Raw genomic sequence first — 24,039 nt, forward strand, 5'->3', positions numbered from 1 at the left:
GTTCGCTACTGCAGCGAGCGCGCCATCTCCAGTTCGCCGACCGCGCCGCCGGTCGGCTCGAACCCGGCCCCGCGGTAGAGACCGACCGCCGGGCGGTTCGTGCGCTCGACCGAGAGCCAGACGCGCTCGACGCCCGCCGACCGGCCCCGGCCGAGGAGCGTCCGGAGGAGCGCGGTCCCGACGCCCGCCCCGCGGTACTCGGGGTGGACGAACAGCGCGAGTTCGTGGCCCGGCCCGCCGTCGAGCAGGATGCCGTGGCCGACCGCGCCGTCCCCGTGCCACGCGACGACCCCGATGCCCTCGTGGAGTCTGTCGAGCCACTCGGCCCGTCGCCGGGGGTTCGCGGGCGGGATGCCCTGCGCGCGTCCGCCCGACTCGAAGGCGTCGTACATCGCCCCCAGCGCGTCGCGGGCGTCCGAGGCGGGAGCGTCGCTCGCGGACTCGCTCGCCGACTCACCATCGGATTCCACCGACTGCACGTCGGAATCCGCCGACTTTCCGTCTGACTCCGCCGATTCCTCGCCCGACTCCGCCGACTCCCCGCCGGCGCAAAGTCGGAGTACGCGACCCTCGTCGTCGGTGAACGTCCGCGGCGGCGCGGGGAACTCCTCGGCGTCTACTTCCGCGTCCGCCGCGTCCAGTTCGGCGTCGGTGGCGTCCGCGCTCATCGTCCTCCGGCGCGCCCGCGCAGACCGAGCGGGTCGGAAAGCGGACCGTCAGTCGGCCCGGTGCGAAGCGAGTTGTACGGGGCTATCGACGTGAGTCGTCGTCCCATTGCGACCCGACCCAGAACGTAGCGGGAGTTAAAGATAATGGTCTTTCATGATAAAAGTCGTAATATGCCCTTAGTTCACACGCTCGATGCGGGGCGTCCGCGACCCGGCCCGTCTCCGGGCTACTGGTTCCACGGCGCTTCGTCGGGGTCCACGATGCGTCGGCGCTCCTCGATGGCGTCGATTTTCTCCACGTCCTCGTCGTCCAGTTCCACGCCGAGGCTGAGCCAGTTCTCCCGGAGGTGTTCCTCGCTGGTCGCCTTCGGGATGGCGGTGACCCCCTTCTCGCGGAGCCACGCGAGACTGACTTGTTGGGGCGTCGCGTCGTGCTTCTCGGCGACCTCCTGTAGCGCGTCCACGTCCGACACGTCGCCGCGGGCGATGGGCGAGTAGGCGACCAGTTCCACGTCCACGTCGTCCTGCGCGCAGAACTGCTGGAGTTCGGTCTGCGGGAGCAGCGGATGCATCTCGACCTGATTGGCGAAGACGGGGTCGTCCGAGACCTCGACGGCCTCTTCGAGCAGGTCCACGGTGAAGTTGCTCACGCCGATTTCGTCTATCGTCCCCTCCTCGCGGAGTTCGGCGAAGGCGTCGAGCGTGTCCTCGGCCTCGTACTCGTCCGTGGGCCAGTGGACGTACAGCAGGTCCAGCGACTCGACGCCGAGGCGGTCCAGGCTCTCCTCCGCGCTGGTCAACACGTGGTCGAAGTCGAGGTTGTCGGGACTGACCTTGGTCGCCAAGAAGACGTCCTCGCGGTCCACGTCGGACTCCGCGATGGCGTCGCCGACCGCTTCCTCGTTGTGGTACCCCTCGGCGGTATCGACGTGCCGGTAGCCCATCCCGAGCGCCCGCCCGACCGCCTCGACGCACTCGTCGTACTCCTCCATCTGGTACGTGCCGAGTCCGAACATCGGCATCCCGTGGGTCGTCGGCGGCGAGAGCGCGGCGACCTCCTCGTCACGCTCCTCGGTCTCGGATTCGCCCGTCTCGGAGTCGGTCGCCTCCGTCTCCTCGGCGGCCTCCGCGTCCTCGGCCTCGATTTGGCTCTCGGCGTCCATCTCCTCGCGGTCGGTCTCCCCGCGCTCGGGGGGTTCCTCCTCCGCCTCGGCCGCTCCGGACTCGCCTTCCTCCGTCTCGCTCTCGCCGGGAGTCGCGCGCTCGCGGATTTCGCTGGCGGCCTCGGTCAGTTCGTCGTCCCCGCCCTCGATGGCCTCCGCCCCGTCGTCCTTCTGTCGCCCGAGGACGAACCCCATCGCGAAGGCGAGCGCGAACGGCAGTCCTTTCCGGAGAATGCCGCCGCCCTCGCCCGGTTCCTCGCGTGGCTCCTCGGTCTGAAGTCGCTGTCGAAGCATGGTCGGAGTTCGGCAGTCCCACACTTGCCGGTTGTGGCTGGTCTCCGGGCGGAACAGGGAGAGAGGGCGTGAATTGTCGAGATGACGAATACAGCTAGCCGGAAAGCCGAGTAAACGTCAGCTTCAGGCTTGAGCAACGGATTCTACCGCACAGCACCGCACCGCGACAGCCACGTCCTCCCCAACCGATTGCGTTGCTCGGTCTCCACTCCGTTCCGACCTGCGCTACTCGTCCACCGTCGGACAAACCGCGTCCGACGAGTCGTGCACTCACGTCCGTTCGCACAGACGCCAGCGCGCGCCGGGAGGTCGGTGTCCCGAAGTCCACGCAAACCAACACCGAGAAGTCGCCGGAGAGATTCCGACCGGCCCGAATCGTCGTAGTCCCCGGACGGCCTTGCCGACTCGGACGGCTTTTAGCACGCGAGACGCCAACCTCGGGTATGGCTACGTTCCGTTCCTTCGAGGGACTCCGCGACGCGCTCGCGGACGCCGAGTTCGACCGACCGCCCGCAATCGTCTGCAACGCCCACATCACCGGCCTGAGCGTGGCCCGCGCGCTTCAGGCCCGCGACGTGCCGGTAATCGCCATCGACCGCAACGAGAAGGGCGTCGCGCCCTACTCGGACGCCGTCGATTTCGCGGGGCGAGTCACCTACCCGCTGGACGACGAGGCGGGCTTCTGCGAGGACGTGGAGGCCCTCGCCGCCGAGTTGGACCACGAACCGGTCGCGTTCGGGTGCATGGACGAGTGGGTCCACGCCTTCTCCCGGACCGAACCCGAGGGCGTGGTCCTCCCGTTCGCCGAGCGCGCGACCATCGACCGCGTGCTGGACAAAGAATCGCTGTACACCGTCGCCGAGGAGTTGGGCGTTCCCTACCCCGAGACCTACCGCATCGCCGAGACCGACCCCACAGAGACCGGCGGCGAGCAGGGACCCGCCGGGCGTGAGGGCGGACCGGGCGGCGAGGGCCGCGAGAGCATCCCCGCCGCGGAGGCCGCTGAACGACTGGGCTTCCCGCTCGTGGTCAAGCCCGCCCTGAAGCGGAAGTTCGCCGAGGCGGTCGGGACCAACGTCATCGAAGTCGCCGACGAAGCGGAGTTCGAGGACGTGGTGGCCAACGCCGCCGCGGAGGGCGTCCGCGTGATGGCCCAAGAGAAGGTCCCGGCCGTACAGGGAGAGGACTGCTCGCTGGCCTCCTACGTGCCCGAATCGGGCGACGCCGTCTCGTTCGTCGGGAACGCCCGCGTCCGGTACCCGCTCGGCTACGGCACCTCCTGCGTCGTCCGGCGCGCCACGGGCGAGGACGCCCGAGAGGTCGAGGAGAACGCGCTCGCGGTCCTCGACGAGACGGGCTACTACGGCATCAGCGAGGCCGAGTTCCTCTACGACGGCGACCGCGAGCAGTACGCCCTCATCGACGTGAACACCCGGCCGTGGAAGTGGATTTCACTGCCGGTACAGGCCGGCGCGAACCTCCCGCTGGCGGCCTACAGCGATGCAGTCGGCGAGGACTACGAGGCCGACGAGGTACGTGACGCGAGTTGGGTCTACCTCGCGGATTACCTGAAAGCGCTCGGAACCGAAGGGTTCGCGGACGTGCTGAGCCGCGACGACTGGCTCTCGCTCATGTCCGGCGACTTCGAGGCGAGCGCCGACCTGACGACCGGCGTGTACCGTCCCTCCGACCCCGCACCGGCGTACCAGCTTCTCACGACGGAGTTCGGGACGCAGGAGTACTACTGCTCCTGTTGACGCCGAACGTGAACGACCGCACCGCGACCATCGGACTGTTCGCCTCGCTCGCCGTGCTCTGGGGGTTCTCGTTTCTGGCGATTTCCGTCGGTCTCGAATCGCTGGCGCCCGTGCTGTTCGCCGCGTTCCGGTACGACGTCGCCGCCGTCCTCCTGCTCGGCTACGCGTTCGTCCGCGACACCGCACCCTGGCCGACCGACCGCGCCAGCGCGAGCGCCGTCCTCGCGGGCGGACTGTTCCTGGTCGCCGCGAACGCGTTCCTCTTCGTCGGCCAGCAGACCGTGCCCAGCGGGGTAGCGGCCATCATGCAGAGCCTCGTTCCCATCGCGACATCGCTGTGGGCGCTCGCGTTGTTGCCGGAAGAGCGCGTCTCGGCCCGCGGTGCGGTGGGCATCGCGCTGGGCCTCGTCGGCGTCGGACTCATCGTCCGGCCCGACCCCGCGAACCTGCTCGGCGACGACGTCATCGGGCGACTGTTCATCCTGCTTCAGGTCGCCGGCGTCGCGCTCGGGGGCGTCCTGATTCAGCGCGCCCGACCCACGCTCGAACGGACCGCGCTCACGGGATGGTCGATGCTCGTCGGCGCGCTCGTCCTGCACGGCGTCAGCGCGGGTCTCGGCGAACCGTTCGCGCTCCCGCGGACCCCGGCGGCCGCCGGGGCGGTCGCGTACCTCGGGGTCTTCGCCACCGCGATAGCCTTCGTCATCTACTTCACGCTCCTCGAGGTCCGGGGCGCGCTGGAGACGTCGCTGGTCGCCTACCTCGTCCCGGTCGTCGCCACCGTCGTCGGCGTCGCGGTTCTCGGAGAGTCTATCACGGCATTCACCGTCCTCGGTTTCGTCCTCGTGTTCGCCGGATTCGTCGTCCTCAAGCGGCGGGCCATCGCCGACCTGGCGGGCGACACGCGGCGGTTCGTCGCGCGCGCCGACGACTGACCGGCGCTCCCGGAGCGACCCCCTGTCGCCGTCCGAGGTCGGCCGCACGTCTCGCCGGTTTCCCGGTCTTTTCCCGCGGCGACGCCCACTTCCAGAGCAATGAGCAGCGACTACATCCACCTCAACCTCTTCACGATGAACTCGGTCGAACACGTCACGACCGGCAACTGGCGGACGCCGGGCGACCAGTCCCACCGTTACACCGACGTCGAGTACTGGCTCGACGTGGCCCGGACCGCCGAGCGCGGCGGGTTCGACGCAGTGTTCTTCGCGGACGTGCGTGGCATCTACGACGTGTTCGGCGGCGACAGCGACACTGCAATCGAGAACGCGGTCCAGACGCCCGCGAACGACCCGCAGGCGCTCGTTCCCGCGATGGCGACCGTCACCGACAATCTGGGGTTCGCCGTGACGCGCTCGACGACCTACGTCCACCCCTACCAGTTGGCCCGCGAACTCTCGACGCTGGACCACGTGACCGACGGCCGCGTCGCGTTCAACATCGTCACCTCCTATCTGGAGAGCGCGGCACGGAATCTGGGGCTAGACGAGCGGATGGACCGCCAGACCAGATACGACCGGGCCGACGAGTTCATGGACGTCTGCCACCGCCTCTGGGAGGAGAGTTGGGAGGACGACGCCGTGGTCCGGGACCGCGAGTCGGGCGTCTACACCGACCCGGAGAAAGTCTCGGACATCGACTTCGAGGGCGAGTACTTCTCGGTCCCCGACGCCCACAGTTGCGAACCCTCGCCCCAGCGGACGCCCGTACTGTATCAGGCCGGGTCCTCGGACCGCGGACGGGACTTCGCGGCGAACAACGCCGAGGCGGTCTTCGTCAGCCAACCCACCGAGGAGGGCGTCCGGGACTACGTGGCCGACCTCCGCGAGCGCGCCGAGGCGCGCGGCCGCGACCCCGACGAACTCCGCTTCTTCCCCGGCATCGTCCCGGTCGTCGGCGAGACCGAGGACGTCGCCCGCGAGAAGTACGAGACCTACGCCGAGAACGTCGATTACGAGGCGACTCTGGCACTACTTGCCGGTTTCACCGACATCGACTTCTCCGAACTGGACCCCGACCAGAAGGTCGAGCACATCGAGACCGACGCGATTCAGGGCGCGGTCAACGCCTTCACGCAGAACGACCCCGACCGGGACTGGACGGTCGGCGAAGTCGCGGAGTTCGCGGGATTGGGGTCCACGTCGCCGGTCGTCGTCGGGAGTCCGGAGCAGGTCGCCGACGAACTCCAGTACTGGTACGAGGAGGTCGGCGTGGACGGATTCAACGTCAAGGAGGTCGTCCGGCCGGGCACCCTCCGGGACTTCGTGGACATGGTGGTGCCGGAACTGCGCGAGCGCGGACTGGTCCGCGACGAGTACGAGGGCGAGACGTTGCGCGAGAACCTGTTCGAGGAGGAAGGCCGGACGCGACTGGCAGCGGACCACCCGGCGTGGAACTGAGGTCGGGCGCTCCCCCTTCTCACGAAACGGTGGTTTAGATGAAATAACCAAAGTTTTTAACATCGGAGCGTGCGCCGCCACTGTTAGAGTATGGCAACCACGTCACGAAGTTTCGTCGGCGGTATGGCGAACCGGGCGAACCCGGCGTTCGCGGCGGGCGTCGTCGCGGTGCCGCTGGTCGCGCTGGCCTACGGCGTCACGGTCGGCCCGCTCCGGCACCTGACCTACGTCCACGTCATGGCGGGCGTCCTGTGGACCGGCATCGACCTCTTTCTGGGACTGGTCCTCGGGCCGGTCATCGGCGGACTGGACGAGTCCGAGAAGGCGTCGGTGTTCCGGCGGCTCACCCCGAAGACGACGTTCCTGATGCCGTCGCTCGCGCTCGTGACCGTCTTCGGCGGCATCACGCTGGCCCAGGAGTTGGGCAAGTTCCCCCACGCCGGCCCGTGGATAGCGCTGATGAGTACCGCCATCGCGCTCCCGGTCGTCCTGCTGATGGCGCGGCAGTTCGACGCGCTGACCGACCGGCGGACGCTCGCGGCGTTCGGCCTCCTCGCGGTCGTCCACGCGGCGTGGTTGTTCCGGACCCTCCCGGAGTTCGCCATGACCTCGCCCGAGATCGCGGCCGCGCTCGGCATCGTCGTCCTCCTGTCGATTCAGGGCTTCGGCGTGCTCCTGCCGGGCGAACTCCGGATGTATCGCGAGATGACCAGCGCGAACCCCGACGAGGAACTCATCGGTGCCATCGGGATGCGGAACGCCAAGCTGAGCGGGATTCAGGGCGTGCTCCAGTTGGCGATAATCTTCGTGATGGTGTACGTTCGGTTCTGAACCGACGGTGAAACGCGACTTTCGGTCTCGGCAAGGTTTTCGTTCCCGACGGTCCTCCGGTCGGACGTGGACCGCCGCCAGTTGCTCTCCTCGCTCGCCGGATTGAGTGCCCCGGTGTCGCCGGGTGTCTCGGCACCGGGGACCGCCCCGAAACCGGGAAGTGTTCCCGCGATGAACGTTCCGGAAGACGTGAACGCACCGGCCGACAGCTACGTCGCCGGGAACGCGGACTTCGGCCTCGCGCTCCTCGACCGCCTCGCCGACGAGTCGCCCGACCGGAACCGGTTCGTCTCGCCGTACAGCGTCGGCGTCGCGCTGGCGATGACCTACGCCGGGGCGCGCGGCGAGACCCGGACCGAGATGGCCGAGACCATGCGGTTCCACCCGACCGGCGACGAGTTACACCCGACGGTGGCCGCCCTGCGCTCGGCCCTGCCGCTCGCCGACTCGGACTCGTCCGAGTCGGCGACTACCGCTGGCGATAGCGACGAGAGCGATGGCGACGACGGGGCCGAGCAGCGCGGCGACGGCGTCCCCCTCCGACTCGTCGGCGCGAACGCACTCTGGGGGCAGGAGGGCTACCCCTTCCGCGAGGAGTTCCTGCGGAGGCTGGAACAGCACTACGGCGCGGGTCTCGGCCGGGTGGATTTCGCGGGGAATCCGGACGAAGCGCGGCGGGCCATCAACGAGTGGATCGCCGACCGGACCCGCGAGAAGGTCCCCGAACTGTTCCCGGAGGGAGTCATCGACCAGCAAACACGGCTCGTCCTCGCCAACGCGGTCTCCTTCCGGGCGAACTGGGCCGACACCTTCGACGAGGAGACCACCGGGCCGAAGCCCTTCACAGCGCTCGACGGGACGACCGACGAAGTGCCGACGATGTACCAACAGGAGCGGTTTCCCTTCACCGAGGTGGACGGCGTGAAGGTCCTCGAACTCCCCTACGCCGGCGGAAACACCGACATGGCCCTCTTCATGCCGCCGCGCGGACGGGAGCAGTTCCGCGAGTTCGAGCGGCACCTCGACGCCGACCGCCTCACGGAACTGCTCGACGCGACCGAGGCGCGGGAGGTCGAGGTCCGACTCCCCCGGTTCGAGTTCCGGTCGGACCTCGACCTCGCCGAGCGGTTGGCGACGATGGGGATGCCCACCGCGTTCACCCGCGAGGCGAACTTCGACGGGATGGCCGACGACGACGACGCCAGCGAATCGCCGAAACTCAGGTCGGTGATGCACGAGGCCTACGTCCGAGTGGACGAGCGGGGAACCGAGGCCGCGGCGGCGACCGGCGTGGAGGCCGAGGCGCTGGGCGCCCCCCGGAACCCCGCGACGTTCGTCGCGGACCGGCCGTTCCTGTTCGTGATTCGTCACCGTCCGACCGGGACGGTGCTGTTCCTCGGTCGGGTCGCGGACGCCGCGGCGGCGAACTGACCGGCGAAGCGGGAAGCGGCGGTGCGCGGCGAGCAGTAGGACTTTTGACCGGCCCGCGCAACCACACCAACATGACCGATTCCCGCGAGATACTGCTGACGAACGACGACGGGATAGACAGCCCCGGCATCCGCGCGCTCTACGACGCCCTCTCGGAGGTCGGCAACGTCACGACGGTCGCGCCCGCCGACGACCAGAGCGCGGTCGGCCGGGCGATGACGTACGAGGTCCCCGTCGAGGAACACGAACTCGGCTACGCCGTCGGCGGGACGCCCTCCGACTGCGTGGTCGCGGGACTCGCGGAACTCGGGCCGTACCCCGACATCGTAGTCTCGGGCTGTAACAAGGGCGCGAACATCGGCGCGTACGTCCTCGGACGCTCGGGCACCGTCAGCGCCGCAGTCGAAGCGGCGTTCTTCGGCGTCCCCGCTATCGCGGCGTCGCTCCACATCCCCCAGAGCGAGTGGCCCCGCGACACGACCGTCGAGGAGTACGCCGAGGTCGCCGAGGCGGTCCGCTACCTCGTGGAGCGCGCGCCCGACGCCGGAGTCTTCGAGCAGGCGGAGTATCTGAACGTCAACGGACCCCTGCCGAGAGACGCCGGCGCGGTCGGCGACCGCGGCGGGGCGGACGGCGGGGTGCGAACCCCGATGGAAGTCACTCGGCCCTCGCACGTCTACGACATGGACGCGACCGAGGAGGACGGCGTGGTGACGCTCCACGACCAGACGTGGGGACAACTGGAGGGCGACACGCTCTCGGACCCGGAGGGCACCGACCGCCGGGCGGTCTTCGAGGGGAAGATAAGCGTCTCGCCGCTGACCGCTCCGCACACGACCGAGCGCCACGACGCGCTGGACGACCTCGCCGAGCAGTTCTGAGTTCTGGAGAGGATTCGAAGCGGACGGCGGACGGAGCCGAGTTCCCCCACGGCTGATTCGCGTTCGCACCTACGGCGACCCGTCGAACCCGCTGTCGAAGCGGTCGCCGGTCTTGCTCAGGTGTTCGATGCCGGGACAGTCGTGCTTCTCGGGGAGTTGGTGGTGCGGGCAGAACGTCCCCTCGCAGTACGAACAGCCACGCGCGCTGACTAATTTCTCGCCGCACTGATTGCAAGTGTCCATGGGAGACATACACAACCAAACACCAAGGAAGTATGGGAGGGTTCGATTCGTCCGCGTAGCGTCGGAAAACCGAGACGCGCGCGGGCTTCGACGGGGCGATACGTCACTCGCCGCCGACCCGAGTCAGACGTTAGCAAACTTTATTTAACAGTCTCGAGAAGAGACGCACATGGTCAAGAGTACCGTCCGATTTCCCGAACCCGTCGTCGAGGAAATCGAAGCGCTCGTCGAGGACGGCGTCGTCGAGAGCAAGTCGGAGTTCCACCGCTTCTGCTCGGAGTACGTCCTCGCGCAGTTGGACCCCGACTTCGAGCCGGAGACGCTCGACTTCGAGGAGTTGGAAGACGCGCTCATCCGCGACGCGGGTCCCTCCGAGGAGGAGGGCCTCTCCTTCCTCGAATCGGTACTCTTCATCCGGAAGCACGCGCTCCGTGGGAACGTCCAAGACGCCGAGGACTTCATCGACCACCATTACGACCCCGCGGACCGCGACGCGGTACTCTTGGAGGAACTCCTCTCGTTCTACCACGAGTCGTCGCCGGACTCGGCCGCGACCCCCCGCCGCTCGGTCCAACCCGAGCAGCGGTGAACGGGACGAGAGCGGCGGCCGCGTGACCGAGTCCCACATCGAGAACGTGATTCGGAGACGCTCGTCCGCGGACGACTGGAAACCGAGGAGTGATTTTCCCGGAGGGAGTTCAGTCGACCATGCACCAGACGTTCGTGGAGTTGCTGGAGCGCAACGCCGAACACGCCCAGGAGTTCCGGTCGCGGTTCGGCGACGTACAGGACTCACAGCACCCGGCGGTCGTCACCGTCTGTTGCTCGGACTCGCGGGTCCTGCAGGACGAGATGTGGGGAAACGACGAACCGGGCCGGGTGTTCACCTGTAGCAACATCGGCAATCGAGTCGTCCAGCGGACCGAAGCGGGCGAGGCCGTCTCGGGTGACGTTCTCTACCCGGTGGCGCACACCGGCACCGACACCGTGGTCGTGGTGGGCCACACCGGCTGTGGGGCCGTCACGGCGACCTACGACGCGCTGACCCACGGCCTCGCGGAGCCGCCGGGCATCGACCACTGCCTCGGCCTGCTGAAGCCTCGCCTCCAAGCGGGCGTCGAGGCGCTCCCCGAGGGCGTGGACCGGACCGAGGCCATCAATCGGCTCGTGGAGTACAACGTCGACCGGCAGGTCGAGTTCCTCCTGGAGAGCGACGAGATTCCCGACGCCACCGACGTCATCGGCGTCGTCTACGACTTCCAAGACGTGTACGGCGAGCGTCGCGGCGAGGTCCACGTCGTCAACGTAGACGGCGAGACCGACCCGGACGCCCTGCGCGAGGAGTATCCGGACATCGGCGACCGGATAGCGCGACTCTGGACGTACTGAGAGCGACCCGAGTGGCGCTCGGTTCGTGAGGGTCGCGAGGGGCGCACGACCACCGGGCGACGGGTCCGTCGCCACAAGTCCCATGTCCGCTCGGAAGAATGGATACGCCGAAAGGGACCACCGTGAGCGAAGAAGCCGAGGAAGACGAGGAATCGACGCCCAGAGTTCGGAGAAGCGACCGAGCGGCGTCCGGTGCCCCGGCCGCCGGGTGGGCGCTGGGCGACCGGTTCGCGTGGGAGGAGATTCACCAGCGACTCCTAGCGTCGGCCGAAGAGGCGATAGACAGCACCACCAGGGAGCTGTTTTTCAGCGGCCTCACCGCCGGGTTCGCCATCGTCCTGACCTTCATCGGATACGCGGTCGGGAGCGCGAACTTCCCGAACAACCACTTCCTCGCCACCGTCCTCTACCCCATCGGGTTCCTCTACATCATCCTCGGTCGGTACGAACTCTACACCGAGAACACGCTCCCGCCGGTCAAGTTGGTGTTGACCAGACTCGCCAGCCTCCCGCTCCTGTTGCGCATGTGGACCGTCGTCTTGACGGCGAACATCGTCGGGGCGGCCATCGGCGCGTTCGTCCTCGCCAACACGCAGGTCCTCTCGCCGGAGGCGATGCGGGCGGGTGTCGGACTCGTCCAGCACGGCCTCGAAGTGGGCTGGTGGGACGTGTTCTTCAAGGCGGTGTTCGCGGGGTGGCTGGTCGCCGGCGTGGTGTGGCTCGGAACCGGCGCGCGCGACACGATTTCCCGACTGATAATCATCTATCTCGTCTTCTACATGATACCCACCGTCGGCCTGTTTCACGTCGTCTCCTCGGGGGCCGAAGCCCTCTTCTTCGTCTTCCTCGGCGTTCCCGGTCCGGGACTGCTCACTATCGCCTACGAGTTCTGGCTCCCAGTACTGCTCGGGAATACGTTCGGCGGCGTGGTGCTGGTCGCGCTCGTCAGCTACGCCCAGTCCGAACACCGTCGCTACCCCGAAATCCGCGTCCTCTCGACGCGCGAGTTGCTGTTCAGTCTGAAGGGCGGCCGCCCGTTCGACACTCCCAGACCGGGGATTCGGCTGACGGACGAGAGCGAGGAGACCGGCACGGAACACGACTGAGTCGCCCGGGAACCGAACTGGTTCGGTATCCAAACACTCTTGACTCGTTCGGCGTGATGACGCGGTGATGCGACAGGACTCAGGTTCCGAATCAGCGAGGAAAGATTCCTCGTTCGTTCGTCTGCACTCCGTCTGGGTTCTCGTCGGGTCGTCGCTCTGTGGTCTCGGGTGGAACGTCGCCGATGCGGTCCCGGTCGTACTCCCCGTCTCCTCGATGGACGCCGGACTGCTCGTCGGAACGGTCGTCGTCGCTCTGTTCTGGGTGGCCGGGTTCCGTCCCTCGCTCTCGGCGAGCGGCGGATACTTCGTCGCCGAACAGGCGCTTCACCCGTTACTGGCCCTCGGCAGTGGTCTGTTCTCCGGTGGCGCGCTCGGACCGTGGCGAGAGGTCTGTCTCCGAAGTCTGTCGGTCGGACTCGCGGGGGCGCTGGTCTTTACCGGGTCGGGGAAGCGACTCCGCGACTGCGTACGGACGCGCGCCGAGGGACTCGTCGGGACGCCTCCCGAGGCGAATCGGTAGACGAGGTGTCGATAGGAGTATCCATATCGACCCTCGCGTTGCTCCCGCGTTCCTCACCCGGAGGGGAACGCGATGTCGCCGCGCATCGATATCGGGTGGACCTCGCAAAGATACTCGGCCATCGCCGATTCAGCGGTAAACTCCACGGTCTGGGTCGCGCCCTGTTCGGAGATAACCTCCGTACTGAGGAGTGTACTGCCCTGTTCGCCGACGATGGCGAAGTTATGCGGCCCACCGTCGAGGTTCTTCCAGACGAGCGTGTACTCCGTTCCGGGTTGCAGATTCAACGTCGGGTTCGTTTCGCCGTCGATAGAATCGGGGGAGATGCCCCGCCAGCCGTCGACTCGCCCGCCGAGGACGAAGTCCGCGTCCGGGGCGACGGCCTGCGTCGTCCCGGCCTGCGTAGTCGTGGCTGTCGTGGTCTCGGCGGCCTGGGTGGTCGTCGCCGCGTCCGGGAAGTCGGGCGACACCGCGACCGTCGCTCCCTCGATGGTCTCCTCGTCCCACATCACGTGGAGGAACGGCTGTGGCCGACCGGTCGGCAACTCGAAGGCCGTGTGAACCGGTTCGGGTTCCGGGCCGCGTTGCGTGACTTTGATCGGCGGGACGAGGACGTGCGTGTGGTGGAGGTTGCCGAGATACGCCTCGTCGGGCGACAGTGGAAGTTCCTCGTCGATTGCCAGCGCATAGTTACCGGCTTTCCGAATCATCTGGGTGGTCATGAAGTGGACGACTTGGCGTCGGTTGACCACTTCGCCGTTGACGATGACGTTCCCGACTCCCCAACACGCACCGTACGCAAATTGGGTCGGCATCAGGGGCGTACCGGTGCCGGTGACGCCGTGGAGCCACGACCCGGTAACGACGCCGCCGCCCGTGTTCCACGGCGGAATCGGCGGCTGAAACACCTGTTTGATTTCGAGTCGATACTGGTTGCCCGCCGGGTCGGTGAACCGGGCGTCGAGGTCCACGTCGTCGGGCGTCTCGGTTGGGCTACCCGCCGGGATGTCGTAGGGCCGGCGGTCCTTGTACGTCAGGTCGAGTCGCCCGTCGACCGTCCGGGCCGAATCGCTGAACGCCGAGTTGAACGTCGTAACGGTGTACGCACTCTCGTCGGCGTTGGTTCGGCGCTTGTCCAACGGTAGTCCCACTTGGTAGGTCTGTTCCCGAAGCAGGTCGGCCACCGGCCCCTCGGCCACGTTGACCCAGTGTCGGCCCGTGTTGATCGGATAGTCGGGCGTACCGAACACGTACTCGCTGATTTGGCGCTTGCCGGGGAGGACCCAGTTGACGGTCTTCCCCGGTTCTTGCTGCACCCGGAGGTCCACCCCTGTTTGGCCGTCGTCCGCTTGACGAAACTCCACGGGAACGTCCGGGAAGTAGTTACCGCCCAGCGCGCCGAACGCAGTCGTTCCCCCCAATCCGAGGAATGTCCGACGGTCCATGAATACCCCTCTGCGACAGATTCTATTGCCCCTCACAAACCCATTGTGGCCATTGTTATATATTAACATGGTATCTGTCGGCTGTCGTCGAAGGAGTCCGCCGGACGCGGGTGAGCGACTTGCACGACGTATTTTTCGCTCGGTAGCAAGCAATCGAACGCCGCGGTGGGCACGGGCTCTTTCGACGGTTCTCACATCGTTGCCTCCGGGGTTCGAACGGAAGACGGTACAGTGTACGAGGGCGTGAGTCCACCGGCGAGCATCGGACGGGCCTCGGCACGTGGAGAACCCGTCGCAGTCGGTGCTGCCGAAAAACGAGTCGTCACGGCCACCGACCGTCTACCGACTCGTCCGGCAACGTCGGCGATTGGAGACGGTGTCACAGCAGCCGAAGCTCCTTATATCGCCGAGAGCAAGCAGGAAGTATGACCGAGTACGAACTCGACGATATCGACCGAGAAATCCTCTACGCACTACAGGAGGAGGCTCGAAACCTCTCGTCCTCCGAGATTGCCGACCGTACCGAAGCGTCGTCGAGTACAGTCCGAAAGCGCATCCAGCGCCTGGAGTCTGAGGGTGTCATCAAGGGCTACAGCGCCGACGTGGACTATCAGAAATCGGGATACCCACTTCGGATGCTCCTGTTCTGTACGGCACCGATTCCGGAACGGGGTGAGCTCATCGACGACATTCTCGAGATTCCGGGAGTCGTTTCCGTCCAAGAGCTGGTCACCGGCGAGAAGAACTTGCTCGTGACTGCTGTCGGTGAAACCGACGACGATATCACGCCGGTCGCGCAGGAACTCCTCGAGATGGGTCTGACTGTCGCCGACGAAGTGCTCGTCCGCAGTCACGAGACGACACCCTTCGACGACCTCACCTCGCCGCCGAACCAGCGAGACGAGTAGACTTCCGCGAGTTCGTCTCGGAACTACTGGAGTACGCGTTTCACGTCCTGAGCGCCAGCCCGACGGACGATTGCCACAATCGGGTCGACCGTCTCCAGCAATAATCGTCCCTCCGTGTTGCCCGACGTTCACTCGCGAGGGAGGAGTCGATGCCGACTAACCGAACGTTTTGTTCGATATCACCGTTGTCAGTGTCGGATTGTTCCATTCGGAAGGAGTTATATCCATCCTGTTCCAACGCGACAGGTACGGACAGCCGCTCGGGTTTGGAAGCAAATCCATGACGAACGACACGCTCTTGGAGTTCCTCGACAGAGAGGGACGCTCCCTCGAACCAACCGATAGCGACCGCGAATCGGGCGGTGGAGCAGTTGTCGGTCTCGTCGTTACGTGTCCGATGGCACAGCAAACATCGAGACAGCTGTGGCCGCTCGACCCGATTGGTGCGGTTTCCAACGTTAGCCGACTCGCCAGCCAACCCTGGAAATCCGTCGAAGACAACCGTGTACTCACACCGGATATCGCTCATCTCACGCACAGACACGAGTTAGAGACGATACTCGTCGTCGGCCACTCCGACTGCGACGTCGTTGCAGACGCGTACGACGAGTACGTCGCCACTGACCAGACTGTGCCGGCGGGCGTCGAAGCTCGAGTCGAACCCCTGGTCTCGGTTGTGCGTGAGGCGATCGAGTCGGGCCACGTCGAAACCGACTGTCCCCAGGAGACGCTTCTCGCTCGCCTCGTCGAATATATCGTCACGCGGCAGGTCGAGTTTCTCGTCCAGAGCGAATCGGTCACGGCGACAATCGCGGGATACGTCCACGACGACGACGGGGTCTACGGAGGATTTCCTGACACGCCCTACCTCGTCAGTCTGAACGGCGAGCGAGACGTCGAGACCCTCCGGTCGCGTGTTCCCGAGGGACGCGACGTAGCCGTGGCTAGCGTCAGAAGCTAATTGCACTCCCCGGCGTCGCCGGAAACGAAATCCCCCGCTCTAGACATCCATCATTATTGAACATCCTGTTACCTCAGCCCTATATTCAGAACGATATGGTAAAGTCGAAGGTTATAATAACCAGTCTGTTCGTACAACTGCATAGGACTGGCCAGCCTGATTGCGGTGGCTCCAGGCTCCGGAGGCCTGACAATCTGTGCTGGCAGGTAGCACCCGAACGATGACTGGACAATCACACTCGAACGGCTCGGTACAGCTCCCAGAGACGACGCCGTCATCCTCGGTGGTGTCGCGAGCGACGACGGCGGGGGTCTGGGCACTCTTTTTGCTCAGCCTGACGACGATAGCGGTTTCAGTCTGGGATGGCTACGAGTGGTACCTCTCGGGCTACGTCGTCGTAGACGGGCTGACGACGGTCGTCTGGGCCGTCGTCACGTTCTTCAGCGGTATCGTCCACTCCTACTCTCGCCGCTACATGGCCGGTGACGCCCGAATCGACCGGTTCTTCGGTCGGATGTTCGCTTTCACGCTCGTGGTCATGGTCATGGCCGCGGCCGATCACGTCGTGCTGTTCGCCGCGGCGTGGCTGGGAATGGGGCTGGCGATGGCGTCCCTCATCGGACACGTTCGCGGCTGGGAGCAAGCGCGGGTCGCTGGCTCGCTCGCCCGCCGCTACTTCGTCGCGAGCAGCGGCTTGCTCGTTGGAACCCTCGCACTCCTCGCTTGGGCGACGGGAACAAGCTCTCTCTCCGGTATCATCGCTCAGACCGGGAGCCTCCCCTCCGAGTTCGCTTGGCTCGCTATCGGGGGGCTCTTCCTCACAGCGATGGTTCAGTCGGCGCTGTTCCCGTTTCACAACTGGCTGCTGTCGTCGATGACTGCACCGACCCCGGCCTCGGCCCTGATGCACGCCGGGTTCGTCAACGCTGGCGGCATCCTGCTGACTCGCTTTGCGCCGGTTTTCGCCGACGTCTCGTTCGCTATGTCGCTGCTCGTCGTCGTCGGCGCGACTAGTGCCCTGCTCGGACAGGCGCTATTGCTCGTCCGGCCTGACACCAAGCGGAAGCTCGGAGCTTCCACCGTCGCCCAAATGGGCTTCATGATCCTTCAGTGTGGACTCGGGTTCTTCGCCGCCGCCATCACCCACCTCGTCCTGCACGGCTTCTACAAGGCGTACCTGTTCCTCTCCTCCGGCGCCACTGTCGAACAAACAGCTCCGACGGGAACCGTTCGTACCGACTTGGGGCTACGGGGTCTCGTCGTCAGTCTGGGCGCCGCACTCGTCGGTGGCGCGCTCTTCGTCGCAATCACCGGTAAAGGGGCGAAACTAGATTCCGGCGCGTTCCTGGTGCTCGTGGTGGTACTGACGACACTGCACGCGACCCGCGACGTGCTCAAGCGGTCACAGCTCCCCTCGAGGTTCGAACTCGTCGGTCTCCCGCTCATCGTCGTCGTACCCATCGCCGTCTACGGGTTCCTGTTCAACACCGTCGCCGCACTGCTAGCCGACGTTCCGATGACCCACGCGCCGACCGAACTGACGGTCGTCCACCTCGCCATCGGAGCCCTCTTCGTCGGCTCGTATCTCGCGGTGGAACTCGGCTGGCACCGGTCCAGCAAGCGCCTCTACGTCGCGTTGTTGAACCTCTCGCAGCCGGCCCCGGAAACCGTACTGACCTCGAAGGAGGACTACGATGACGCTTGAAGACAAGGAAATCCACTTCGCGAACAGTATCGAACGCGCAGCCGAGAACGTCGGTTCGGTCTGGCCGCTACACTCGTTCGTCACGGCCAATCCGCTGTCTGGCTTCGAAGATCAGCCGTTCCACGAGGCGGTCGCCGAGGCCGAACGGCTGTTCGGCGGGAGAGGGTATCCACATCCCTCCGTCTTCAGGCAGGCCTGGAAGAACGGCCAGATCGACCCGGAGGTGCTGACCACCCAATTGGAATCCCACGGCTTCGACGAAGACCCGGAGACGTTGCTGGACCAGATGGAGACGACCGAATCCGCCGCCCCCTCCGAGACCGGTTCCAGCACGGAGGAGGTCGATCGCGTCCTCTCGAAGTGGCTCGCCGCCTTCCTCGACCAGGGGAACGCCAAGTGGCCGATGCCCGACCGCGAAGCGGGGTTCTATGCGGCCTGGCGCGAGGTGGCTCCCTACGATGGCGATATCCCCTCCTGTGACAGTCCGTCCGACCTCCCGGAAACTCCAATAGCGGCACTGGAAGACGTCCTGGCGGAGTATCCGCAGGGGGAGTGGGAGGCGATCTTCGAGCAGCAACTCGCCGCGCTCCCCGGCTGGACCGGCTTCATCAAACAGCGGGCCAGCGACGACGCCGACCCGTGGCAGTCGAACTATCCCATCTCGCTGACCGAGTATCTCGCGGTCCGTCTGCTCCTCGCGGATTTCCTCGATGCCTCTATCCAGCCGGACGAACACGCGACCGAATCGGTCGAGAACGACGATGTTCCGCTCCCGGAGGTCTGGCTGACCGCGTGGGAGGAGAGTCACCGTGACTGGCTGTTGGAGTCGGTCTCACAACCCGACCCGGAGACCACTACGGCGGACGAGCCCGCTCGTCCAGCCGCGCAGCTCGTCTTCTGCATCGACACGCGCTCGGAGATTATCCGTCGCCACGTCGAGGCAGCCGGCCCGTACGAAACCCACGGCTACGCGGGTTTCTTCGGCATCCCGATGCGTTATCAGGCGTACGACGCAGACGTGCCCGTCGATGCCTGTCCGCCGATCGTCGACGCCCAGCACCGCATCACTGATCGGCCTACCAGCGGAGCGGATGCGAAACACGACCGCTACGACCGCTGGCAGGGCGTTTTTGATGCGGGGAAGAAGGCACTCAAGGCGCTCAAGTCCAACACAGCGACGGCGTTCAGCTTCGTCGAGAACGCCGGACCGGGGTACGGCGCTGCACTCGCGGCTCGTACGCTTCTGCCGGCTCGCATCTACGACGCACTTCACGACACCGACCACGCGCCTGACGAGCACGAGTCCTGTGAGCTATCGGTCGATTACAACCCGGACGCCGTCCATTCCCTCCGAGAAGGGCTCTCGTTGGAGGAGAAAGTCGAGTACGCCCAGACCGCCTTCGAGCTGATGGGCTGGGAGGAGTTCGCCCGACTCGTCGTGTTCACCGGCCACGCTAGCCAGACGACGAACAACCCGTTCGATTCGAGCCTGGACTGTGGCGCCTGTGCCGGCAACCCTGGCGGCCCGAACGCTCGCGCCCTCGCGGCCATCTGTAACGACGAAACCGTCAAGGACGAACTGCGCGAGCGCGGGTTCGACATCCCCGCCGACACCGTGTTCCTCGCCGCCGAACACAACACGACGACCGACGAGATCACCCTGTTCGACAGCGAGGTGCCCGAGAGTCACCGGGAAGACCTCGTGCAGTTGCGCGAGGACCTCACGCAGGCGCAGTCTCGCGCGACGGCGGAGCGGACGGAATCGATGGCGGACGAGACTGCCGATAGCGTTCGCGAAACGCAGCGTCGGGCCGCCGACTGGGCAGAGACGCGCCCCGAATGGGGGCTGGCCGGCAACGCCTCGTTCGTTATCGGTCCACGCGAGTTGACGGAGGACGAAGACCTCGGCGGTCGCACGTTCCTCCACTCCTACGACTGGCGTACCGATTCGGAAGGTGAGGCACTGGAGGCCATCATGACCGGGCCGCTCGTGGTCACGCAGTGGATCAACAACCAGTACTACTTCGCCACGGTCGATAACGCCGTCTACGGAAGCGGCTCGAAAGTGACGCAGAATCCGGTCGGCAACGTCGGTGTGTTCCAGGGCAACGGCGGCGACCTGATGACCGGCCTCCCGCTCCAGTCGCTCTACGCCGACGCCGACCAGCCACACCATCAGCCGTTGCGTTTGACGGCGGTGATTCACGCACCCGTCGAGCAGGTTACTGAGATTCTCCGCCAGCACGACCAGCTCTTACAGCTCCTCGACAACGGCTGGATACAACTGACAGTGCTCGATCCCGAACAGGATAACGCACCGCTCCACTATGAGGAGAGCCTGGAATGGGAGCCGATTCAGTCGGAGCGGTCCTCCGTCGAGCTACCCGTACAGACGGGTTCGGGAAGTGCGGCTGATTAAGTCGGACACGAACAAATCGAGACAGACCCACAAGGGTCGTGGTCCCCACGAAGTCGAGTTTCGGCTACCGCGTCTCGCGCTGCTCGACCTTGTTCCGGTAGCTGAAATCCATAATGGATTCTTATGGAAATAGACCACGAACACTTCCCAATACCTCTGAAAGCAAGCGGAACAGGCGTTCAGACGCTCCCGTGTATAAACGAGCGACGAATGTAGAAACCAAACTCAATTGTTATCAGGGGCCTTGCACAACGATGAGTCATGGGATATGGCGGCACATTTAGGCTAATCGACCACCACGAACTCTATGGACATTTTGAGCGTGATTACGAAGAACTGAGTTCCGTTGTGGAAGCGACGGGAGAGGAGACGCCTCCGACGGTACGAGAGGCCAGAGAGAGTTTAGGCGACGCACTCGCGTTGGTTGATGGATTTTCGCCGCCGCCCACGTGCAATTCCTTCGACGAGTTCGCGGATGTACTCGGATGGACGCCAACATTATACGGCCTGACTGCTCCGCATCAGGGGTGTAAATTATCGCTTCTCACCCGTGAAGACGGACGTATTCTCTACGAACGGGTTCCCGAATTTATAGGGGAACATTCCGAGTATGGGGCTGAACTCTGGCGTAAACTCGTCGGAAGAGCGGACGACGCGACCTATCGTATCGAAGTCCGTGAAACTGAGTACCTGTTCGAAACCGACCTAACAGGGTTTCTCTACGGGAGCGAACTCTCAGAACTTGCCGAGGAACTACGACCGATACTCCCCAAGACGGACGCCTTCTACGCGGAAATCGTACGGGATGTTGGCTCTTACCCGGACGCCTGCCAACTCCGCATAATCGACGCTATTGCTATCCTTTGTGAACAAGCTGGTGACGATGAGCTACTCATCCACGAGTTCAGCTATTAGCGGTCACTCTATTAGACGTCAGTAAATTACCTCTTCTCTCGTTGTTCAACTTTGTTCAGTTCTATCAACAGCCTGAAAATCGCCTTCACCAAGTTCGCGTCCACGTCGAACTGCTCGGCGTTCTCGCCCGCGCGGTCCATCACGCGTTGTTCTTGGTCCTCGTCAGTCGTGGGCATCTCTCGCTCGGCCTTGACCTGCGCGACAGTCTCGGCCACGTAGGTCCGTCGGGCGATGAGTTCCACGATTTCCTGGTCGATGCTCTCTATCTCCTCGCGGAGTTCCGCGAGGTTCATCTCGTCCGGGCGCCGTCGTTCTGTGTCGTCGTCAGCCATGTCGTACCCTCTCGTTCGCTCCAGTGTTCGCGTACCTGTTCGACAACCGCGCGCTCGCCGACCGCGACGAAACTCGGACCGGTGCCCGACAGCGAGACGCCGTCTGCGTCGGGAAGCGCGTCCAACATCGGGTCGGCCGAGAATCCGAGCGCCGCCGCGAACGCGAAGCCGTTGACCGTCATCGCCTCGCCGTATCGACCGTCGAGCGCGAGGTCCGCGACGAGTTCGGCGACCGGCGCGACGCGCCGGCAGCGGTCCACGTCGGCGTCCGCGCTGTAGGCCTGTTCGGGGGGCGTCCACACCGCCACGTCCCACTCGACCGGTTCGCGGGCCAGCAGTTCGTCGCGCCGGTTGTCGGTGACGGTCGCACCGCCGAGCATACTCGCGCTCGCGTCGTCGAACGCGCCGGTGACGGTCACGCCGGCGTCGCGGGCGGCGTCCACGCCGAGTCGGCAGGCCTCCTCGTGGGAGACCTCCTCGGCGACTCCGAGCGCGTCGAGCGCGGCCAACACGGTGGCGTTCGCGGCCGCGCTGGAACTCTTCAGGCCGGCCGCCATCGGGACCTCGCTCTCGGTGCGGACGTAACCGCCCGAGAGTTCGGCCGGGTCGCCGCCTCGCTCGCCGGCCTCCGCGGCGTACTCGGCGACCGCCAACTCGACGCACCGCTCTATCAGCGTCGTGTCGGCGTCGGGCGCGTCGGCGACTTCGGCGTCGAACGACCCCGAGGAGTCCAACTCGACGGTCGCGGTCGTCTCGGCGTCGATGGCGAACGCCGACCCCTTCCCGCAGGCGAGGGCGTTGAGTATCGTGCCCGCCGCGGGTGCGGATGCTCGGCCGTCCATGCTCGGGACTCTCTCGCGGTACGTAATGACGCTGGTGGTTGGTGCAATCGGGGCGATTACGGAAACACACCTCTTTTCCCGAACCCCAACGAAAATCCGAGCATGAGCGCACGCAACGACGTGGCCCCCGACACCCTCGGCGTCGAGTTGACCGAGGACGGCATCGTCGTGGAGTACACCGACGGCCGGGAGGCCTTCTATCGGGGCGTCCCGACGAAGGAGTCGGGCACGCTCCGGACCCAACCCGGCAAACTCGTCCAGATTCTCGTGACGGACCCGACCGAGACCGAGGGCGTGCTGACGTACGTCAACGACCGCAACACCCACGACGACATCCTCGAATCGACCGGCGTGGGTCGGGTGATGCTCGGCAAAGACGAGGAAGAGGAGCTGTTCCCCGGCGTCACGGTGCGCGTGGACGGCTACGCCATCGAGGTCGAGGCCGACCCCGAGACGGCGCGCGGCCGCGTGTTCGTCTTCGAGGAGGACGAACTCGGCGAGCGCTCCTACGAACTGGTCAACGAGGAGTAGCGATGCCGCTCCCGAAACGCTGGCGGACGCTTAACCGCCCGACGGTCGGCTCCGCACCCGAGCAGTACGGCGTCTACGAACTCGGCGAGGACGGCGAGGTGCTGGAGGTCGGGTGGGGCGTCCTCCGGGACGAACTCAAGGACGCGTTGGCGTACGGCTCGGGCGACGAGGTGCGCTGGGAGACCTGTCAGACGAAGGCCGAGGCGCGCGAACTGGCCGCCGAACACCGCGAGCGCGCCGGGCTGTAGGGCCGGACGGCGCGGCTCGAGCCTCCCGCGAGCGGCGTTCGACCCTCATTCTAACGGTTGCGCGTAGTCGACCTGTTTCGCTCGGAAACCCGTGTCGCGGTAGAACCGGCGCGCGTCCTCGTTGTGCCACTCGCAGGAGACCTTGAGGTGGTCGCACTCCCGCTCGCGAGCCAACTCTTTCACGCGCTCGACGACCTCCGTGCCGTGGCCCCGACCCCGGTGGTCTTCGTCGATGGCGAGGTCGACGATGCGGAGGTACCGCGAGTACTGGCGGGACGGGTGGTGGCCCTCGCGGACTGTGAGATAGCCGATCGTCTCGTCGGCCACGACGACGAGATAACAGGTAGTGTCCTCGTCGTCGAGGAGAGCGTGGAAGCCCTCGTCCGAAACCTCGTCGACGTCCGTGTAGACGAGTTCGTTCAGGTCGGAGTACTCCTCCATCGCTTTTGCGAGGGCGTACCAGCGGTCGACGAGCGCATCGAGGTCGTCGAGGGTGGCTTCGACGAGTTCCATACGACGACTCCCCGGTGCTGGCTCTTTAAACTACGTCAGGTATGCGGAGGCCTAACAGACCGCTGTACGCGCGGCCCGCTAAAACGCGAGATGGCTTCTCTCCGCCTAGATTACCTTCGGTTCGGGACCGACGCGGACCACGCAAAGCTGCCGACCCCGCCGACGACGACTCGCAACTCCACCACTTCCGACCCCACCGCCGACGACTCGTAACTCCACCACTTCCGACCCCACCGCCGACGGCTCGTAACTCCACCGCGAGACTACTTTCGACGCCACCACGAACGCTCTCCACTCCTCGACCGTCCCGAAGCCGAGACGCCGGACTACTGGATGTACGAGGGGTCCTCGTGGTCGCAGTTCGCCTCGTGTTGCTTGGCGTCCTCCTCGTCGTCGAACATCATCCCACAGCCCTCGCACTTGTACCACGTCATCTCGTCGCGCTCCGTTGTGACGACCATGTTCGAGAATACGCCGGTCGAAAGTAAATCGTTTGCCCCGGACCGGTTCCGTCGCCGGACGCCGTTCCTGCCCCACCGAC

25 protein-coding genes are annotated in these 24,039 nt (G+C 65.6%); 17 read left to right on the forward strand and 8 right to left on the reverse strand.

The window, feature by feature from the left end:
- Window positions 1-5 precede the first annotated feature (5 nt).
- Window positions 6-668 (reverse strand): GNAT family N-acetyltransferase, encoded by a 663-nt coding sequence (locus M0R88_RS18515; RefSeq protein WP_248654892.1) that lies wholly within the window; start codon window positions 666-668, stop codon window positions 6-8.
- A gap of 227 nt (window positions 669-895) precedes the next feature.
- Entirely contained in the window at window positions 896-1,690 is a 795-nt protein-coding gene (locus M0R88_RS18520; RefSeq protein ID WP_248656736.1) for an aldo/keto reductase, read from the reverse strand.
- A gap of 878 nt (window positions 1,691-2,568) precedes the next feature.
- Here M0R88_RS18520 and M0R88_RS18525 point away from each other — a divergent pair.
- From M0R88_RS18525 to surE, 6 genes are all read left to right on the forward strand, one after another.
- Complete coding sequence (locus M0R88_RS18525) at window positions 2,569-3,882, forward strand: carboxylate--amine ligase (RefSeq protein WP_248654893.1); 1,314 nt, start codon at window positions 2,569-2,571, stop codon at window positions 3,880-3,882.
- Window positions 3,883-3,890: 8 nt separating this feature from the next.
- Window positions 3,891-4,817, forward strand: coding sequence for a DMT family transporter (locus M0R88_RS18530; RefSeq protein ID WP_248654894.1), 927 nt, complete (start codon window positions 3,891-3,893; stop codon window positions 4,815-4,817).
- Between the two features lie 99 nt (window positions 4,818-4,916).
- The gene (locus tag M0R88_RS18535) at window positions 4,917-6,278 is read left to right on the forward strand and encodes an LLM class flavin-dependent oxidoreductase (RefSeq protein WP_248654895.1); all 1,362 of its coding nucleotides are present in this window, start codon (window positions 4,917-4,919) and stop codon (window positions 6,276-6,278) included.
- A gap of 123 nt (window positions 6,279-6,401) precedes the next feature.
- Window positions 6,402-7,109 carry a hypothetical protein gene (locus M0R88_RS18540; protein WP_368409400.1) on the forward strand — a complete coding sequence of 236 codons (708 nt, stop codon included), beginning with the start codon at window positions 6,402-6,404 and terminating at the stop codon, window positions 7,107-7,109.
- 171 nt (window positions 7,110-7,280) lie between these two features.
- Window positions 7,281-8,540, forward strand: a complete 1,260-nt coding sequence (locus M0R88_RS18545; RefSeq protein WP_248654897.1) for a serpin family protein — start codon at window positions 7,281-7,283, stop codon at window positions 8,538-8,540.
- A 71-nt stretch (window positions 8,541-8,611) separates the two neighbouring features.
- The gene (surE, locus tag M0R88_RS18550) at window positions 8,612-9,421 is read left to right on the forward strand and encodes a 5'/3'-nucleotidase SurE (protein ID WP_248654898.1); all 810 of its coding nucleotides are present in this window, start codon (window positions 8,612-8,614) and stop codon (window positions 9,419-9,421) included.
- A gap of 69 nt (window positions 9,422-9,490) precedes the next feature.
- On the opposite strand, the gene M0R88_RS18555 is transcribed toward surE, so the two are convergent.
- On the reverse strand, window positions 9,491-9,673 hold the full coding sequence (locus tag M0R88_RS18555) for an AN1-type zinc finger domain-containing protein (protein ID WP_248654899.1): 183 nt from the start codon (window positions 9,671-9,673) through the stop codon (window positions 9,491-9,493).
- Window positions 9,674-9,833: 160 nt separating this feature from the next.
- On the opposite strand from M0R88_RS18555, the gene M0R88_RS18560 reads away from it, so the two are divergent.
- The 4 genes from M0R88_RS18560 to M0R88_RS18575 all read left to right on the forward strand — a co-directional run bounded on the left by M0R88_RS18560 (window position 9,834) and on the right by M0R88_RS18575 (window position 12,679).
- Window positions 9,834-10,253: a transcriptional regulator gene (locus tag M0R88_RS18560; RefSeq protein WP_248654900.1), complete on the forward strand. Its 420-nt coding sequence runs from the start codon at window positions 9,834-9,836 to the stop codon at window positions 10,251-10,253.
- A gap of 119 nt (window positions 10,254-10,372) precedes the next feature.
- The gene (locus M0R88_RS18565; RefSeq protein WP_248654901.1) at window positions 10,373-11,053 is read left to right on the forward strand and encodes a carbonic anhydrase; all 681 of its coding nucleotides are present in this window, start codon (window positions 10,373-10,375) and stop codon (window positions 11,051-11,053) included.
- Between the two features lie 98 nt (window positions 11,054-11,151).
- Entirely contained in the window at window positions 11,152-12,159 is a 1,008-nt protein-coding gene (locus M0R88_RS18570; RefSeq protein ID WP_248654902.1) for a formate/nitrite transporter family protein, read from the forward strand.
- Window positions 12,160-12,226: 67 nt separating this feature from the next.
- The gene (locus M0R88_RS18575) at window positions 12,227-12,679 is read left to right on the forward strand and encodes a hypothetical protein (RefSeq protein WP_248654903.1); all 453 of its coding nucleotides are present in this window, start codon (window positions 12,227-12,229) and stop codon (window positions 12,677-12,679) included.
- Window positions 12,680-12,732: 53 nt separating this feature from the next.
- On the opposite strand, the gene M0R88_RS18580 is transcribed toward M0R88_RS18575, so the two are convergent.
- Window positions 12,733-14,124: a cupredoxin domain-containing protein gene (locus M0R88_RS18580; RefSeq protein WP_248654904.1), complete on the reverse strand. Its 1,392-nt coding sequence runs from the start codon at window positions 14,122-14,124 to the stop codon at window positions 12,733-12,735.
- Between the two features lie 425 nt (window positions 14,125-14,549).
- On the opposite strand from M0R88_RS18580, the gene M0R88_RS18585 reads away from it, so the two are divergent.
- The 5 genes from M0R88_RS18585 to M0R88_RS18605 all read left to right on the forward strand — a co-directional run bounded on the left by M0R88_RS18585 (window position 14,550) and on the right by M0R88_RS18605 (window position 21,032).
- Entirely contained in the window at window positions 14,550-15,032 is a 483-nt protein-coding gene (locus M0R88_RS18585) for an Lrp/AsnC family transcriptional regulator (protein ID WP_248654905.1), read from the forward strand.
- Window positions 15,033-15,312: 280 nt separating this feature from the next.
- Window positions 15,313-15,993: a carbonic anhydrase gene (locus M0R88_RS18590; RefSeq protein WP_248654906.1), complete on the forward strand. Its 681-nt coding sequence runs from the start codon at window positions 15,313-15,315 to the stop codon at window positions 15,991-15,993.
- Window positions 15,994-16,213: 220 nt separating this feature from the next.
- Entirely contained in the window at window positions 16,214-17,698 is a 1,485-nt protein-coding gene (locus M0R88_RS18595) for a proton-conducting transporter transmembrane domain-containing protein (protein ID WP_248654907.1), read from the forward strand.
- A complete protein-coding gene (locus M0R88_RS18600) occupies window positions 17,688-20,117 on the forward strand; it encodes a DUF2309 domain-containing protein (RefSeq protein WP_248654908.1) in 2,430 nt (809 codons plus the stop codon). Before M0R88_RS18595 ends, M0R88_RS18600 begins: the two co-directional genes overlap by 11 nt.
- Before the next feature lie 261 nt (window positions 20,118-20,378).
- On the forward strand, window positions 20,379-21,032 hold the full coding sequence (locus M0R88_RS18605; protein ID WP_248654909.1) for a hypothetical protein: 654 nt from the start codon (window positions 20,379-20,381) through the stop codon (window positions 21,030-21,032).
- A gap of 26 nt (window positions 21,033-21,058) precedes the next feature.
- On the opposite strand, the gene M0R88_RS18610 is transcribed toward M0R88_RS18605, so the two are convergent.
- Together M0R88_RS18610 and M0R88_RS18615 are read right to left on the reverse strand one after the other, a co-directional pair.
- A complete protein-coding gene (locus M0R88_RS18610) occupies window positions 21,059-21,364 on the reverse strand; it encodes a chorismate mutase (RefSeq protein WP_368408846.1) in 306 nt (101 codons plus the stop codon).
- Window positions 21,322-22,206 (reverse strand): shikimate kinase, encoded by an 885-nt coding sequence (locus tag M0R88_RS18615; protein ID WP_248654910.1) that lies wholly within the window; start codon window positions 22,204-22,206, stop codon window positions 21,322-21,324. Before M0R88_RS18615 ends, M0R88_RS18610 begins: the two co-directional genes overlap by 43 nt.
- A gap of 102 nt (window positions 22,207-22,308) precedes the next feature.
- On the opposite strand from M0R88_RS18615, the gene M0R88_RS18620 reads away from it, so the two are divergent.
- A complete protein-coding gene (locus M0R88_RS18620; protein ID WP_248654911.1) occupies window positions 22,309-22,737 on the forward strand; it encodes a DUF5796 family protein in 429 nt (142 codons plus the stop codon).
- A 2-nt stretch (window positions 22,738-22,739) separates the two neighbouring features.
- Window positions 22,740-22,985 (forward strand): DUF7508 domain-containing protein, encoded by a 246-nt coding sequence (locus M0R88_RS18625; RefSeq protein ID WP_248654912.1) that lies wholly within the window; start codon window positions 22,740-22,742, stop codon window positions 22,983-22,985.
- Window positions 22,986-23,030: 45 nt separating this feature from the next.
- On the opposite strand, the gene M0R88_RS18630 is transcribed toward M0R88_RS18625, so the two are convergent.
- Together M0R88_RS18630 and M0R88_RS18700 are read right to left on the reverse strand one after the other, a co-directional pair.
- Window positions 23,031-23,498, reverse strand: a complete 468-nt coding sequence (locus M0R88_RS18630; protein ID WP_248654913.1) for a GNAT family N-acetyltransferase — start codon at window positions 23,496-23,498, stop codon at window positions 23,031-23,033.
- A 326-nt stretch (window positions 23,499-23,824) separates the two neighbouring features.
- Window positions 23,825-23,959 (reverse strand): DUF7128 family protein, encoded by a 135-nt coding sequence (locus M0R88_RS18700; RefSeq protein WP_255457510.1) that lies wholly within the window; start codon window positions 23,957-23,959, stop codon window positions 23,825-23,827.
- Window positions 23,960-24,039 lie beyond the last annotated feature (80 nt).

The organism is Halorussus gelatinilyticus (assembly GCF_023238445.1).
Lineage (GTDB): Archaea > Halobacteriota > Halobacteria > Halobacteriales > Haladaptataceae > Halorussus > Halorussus gelatinilyticus.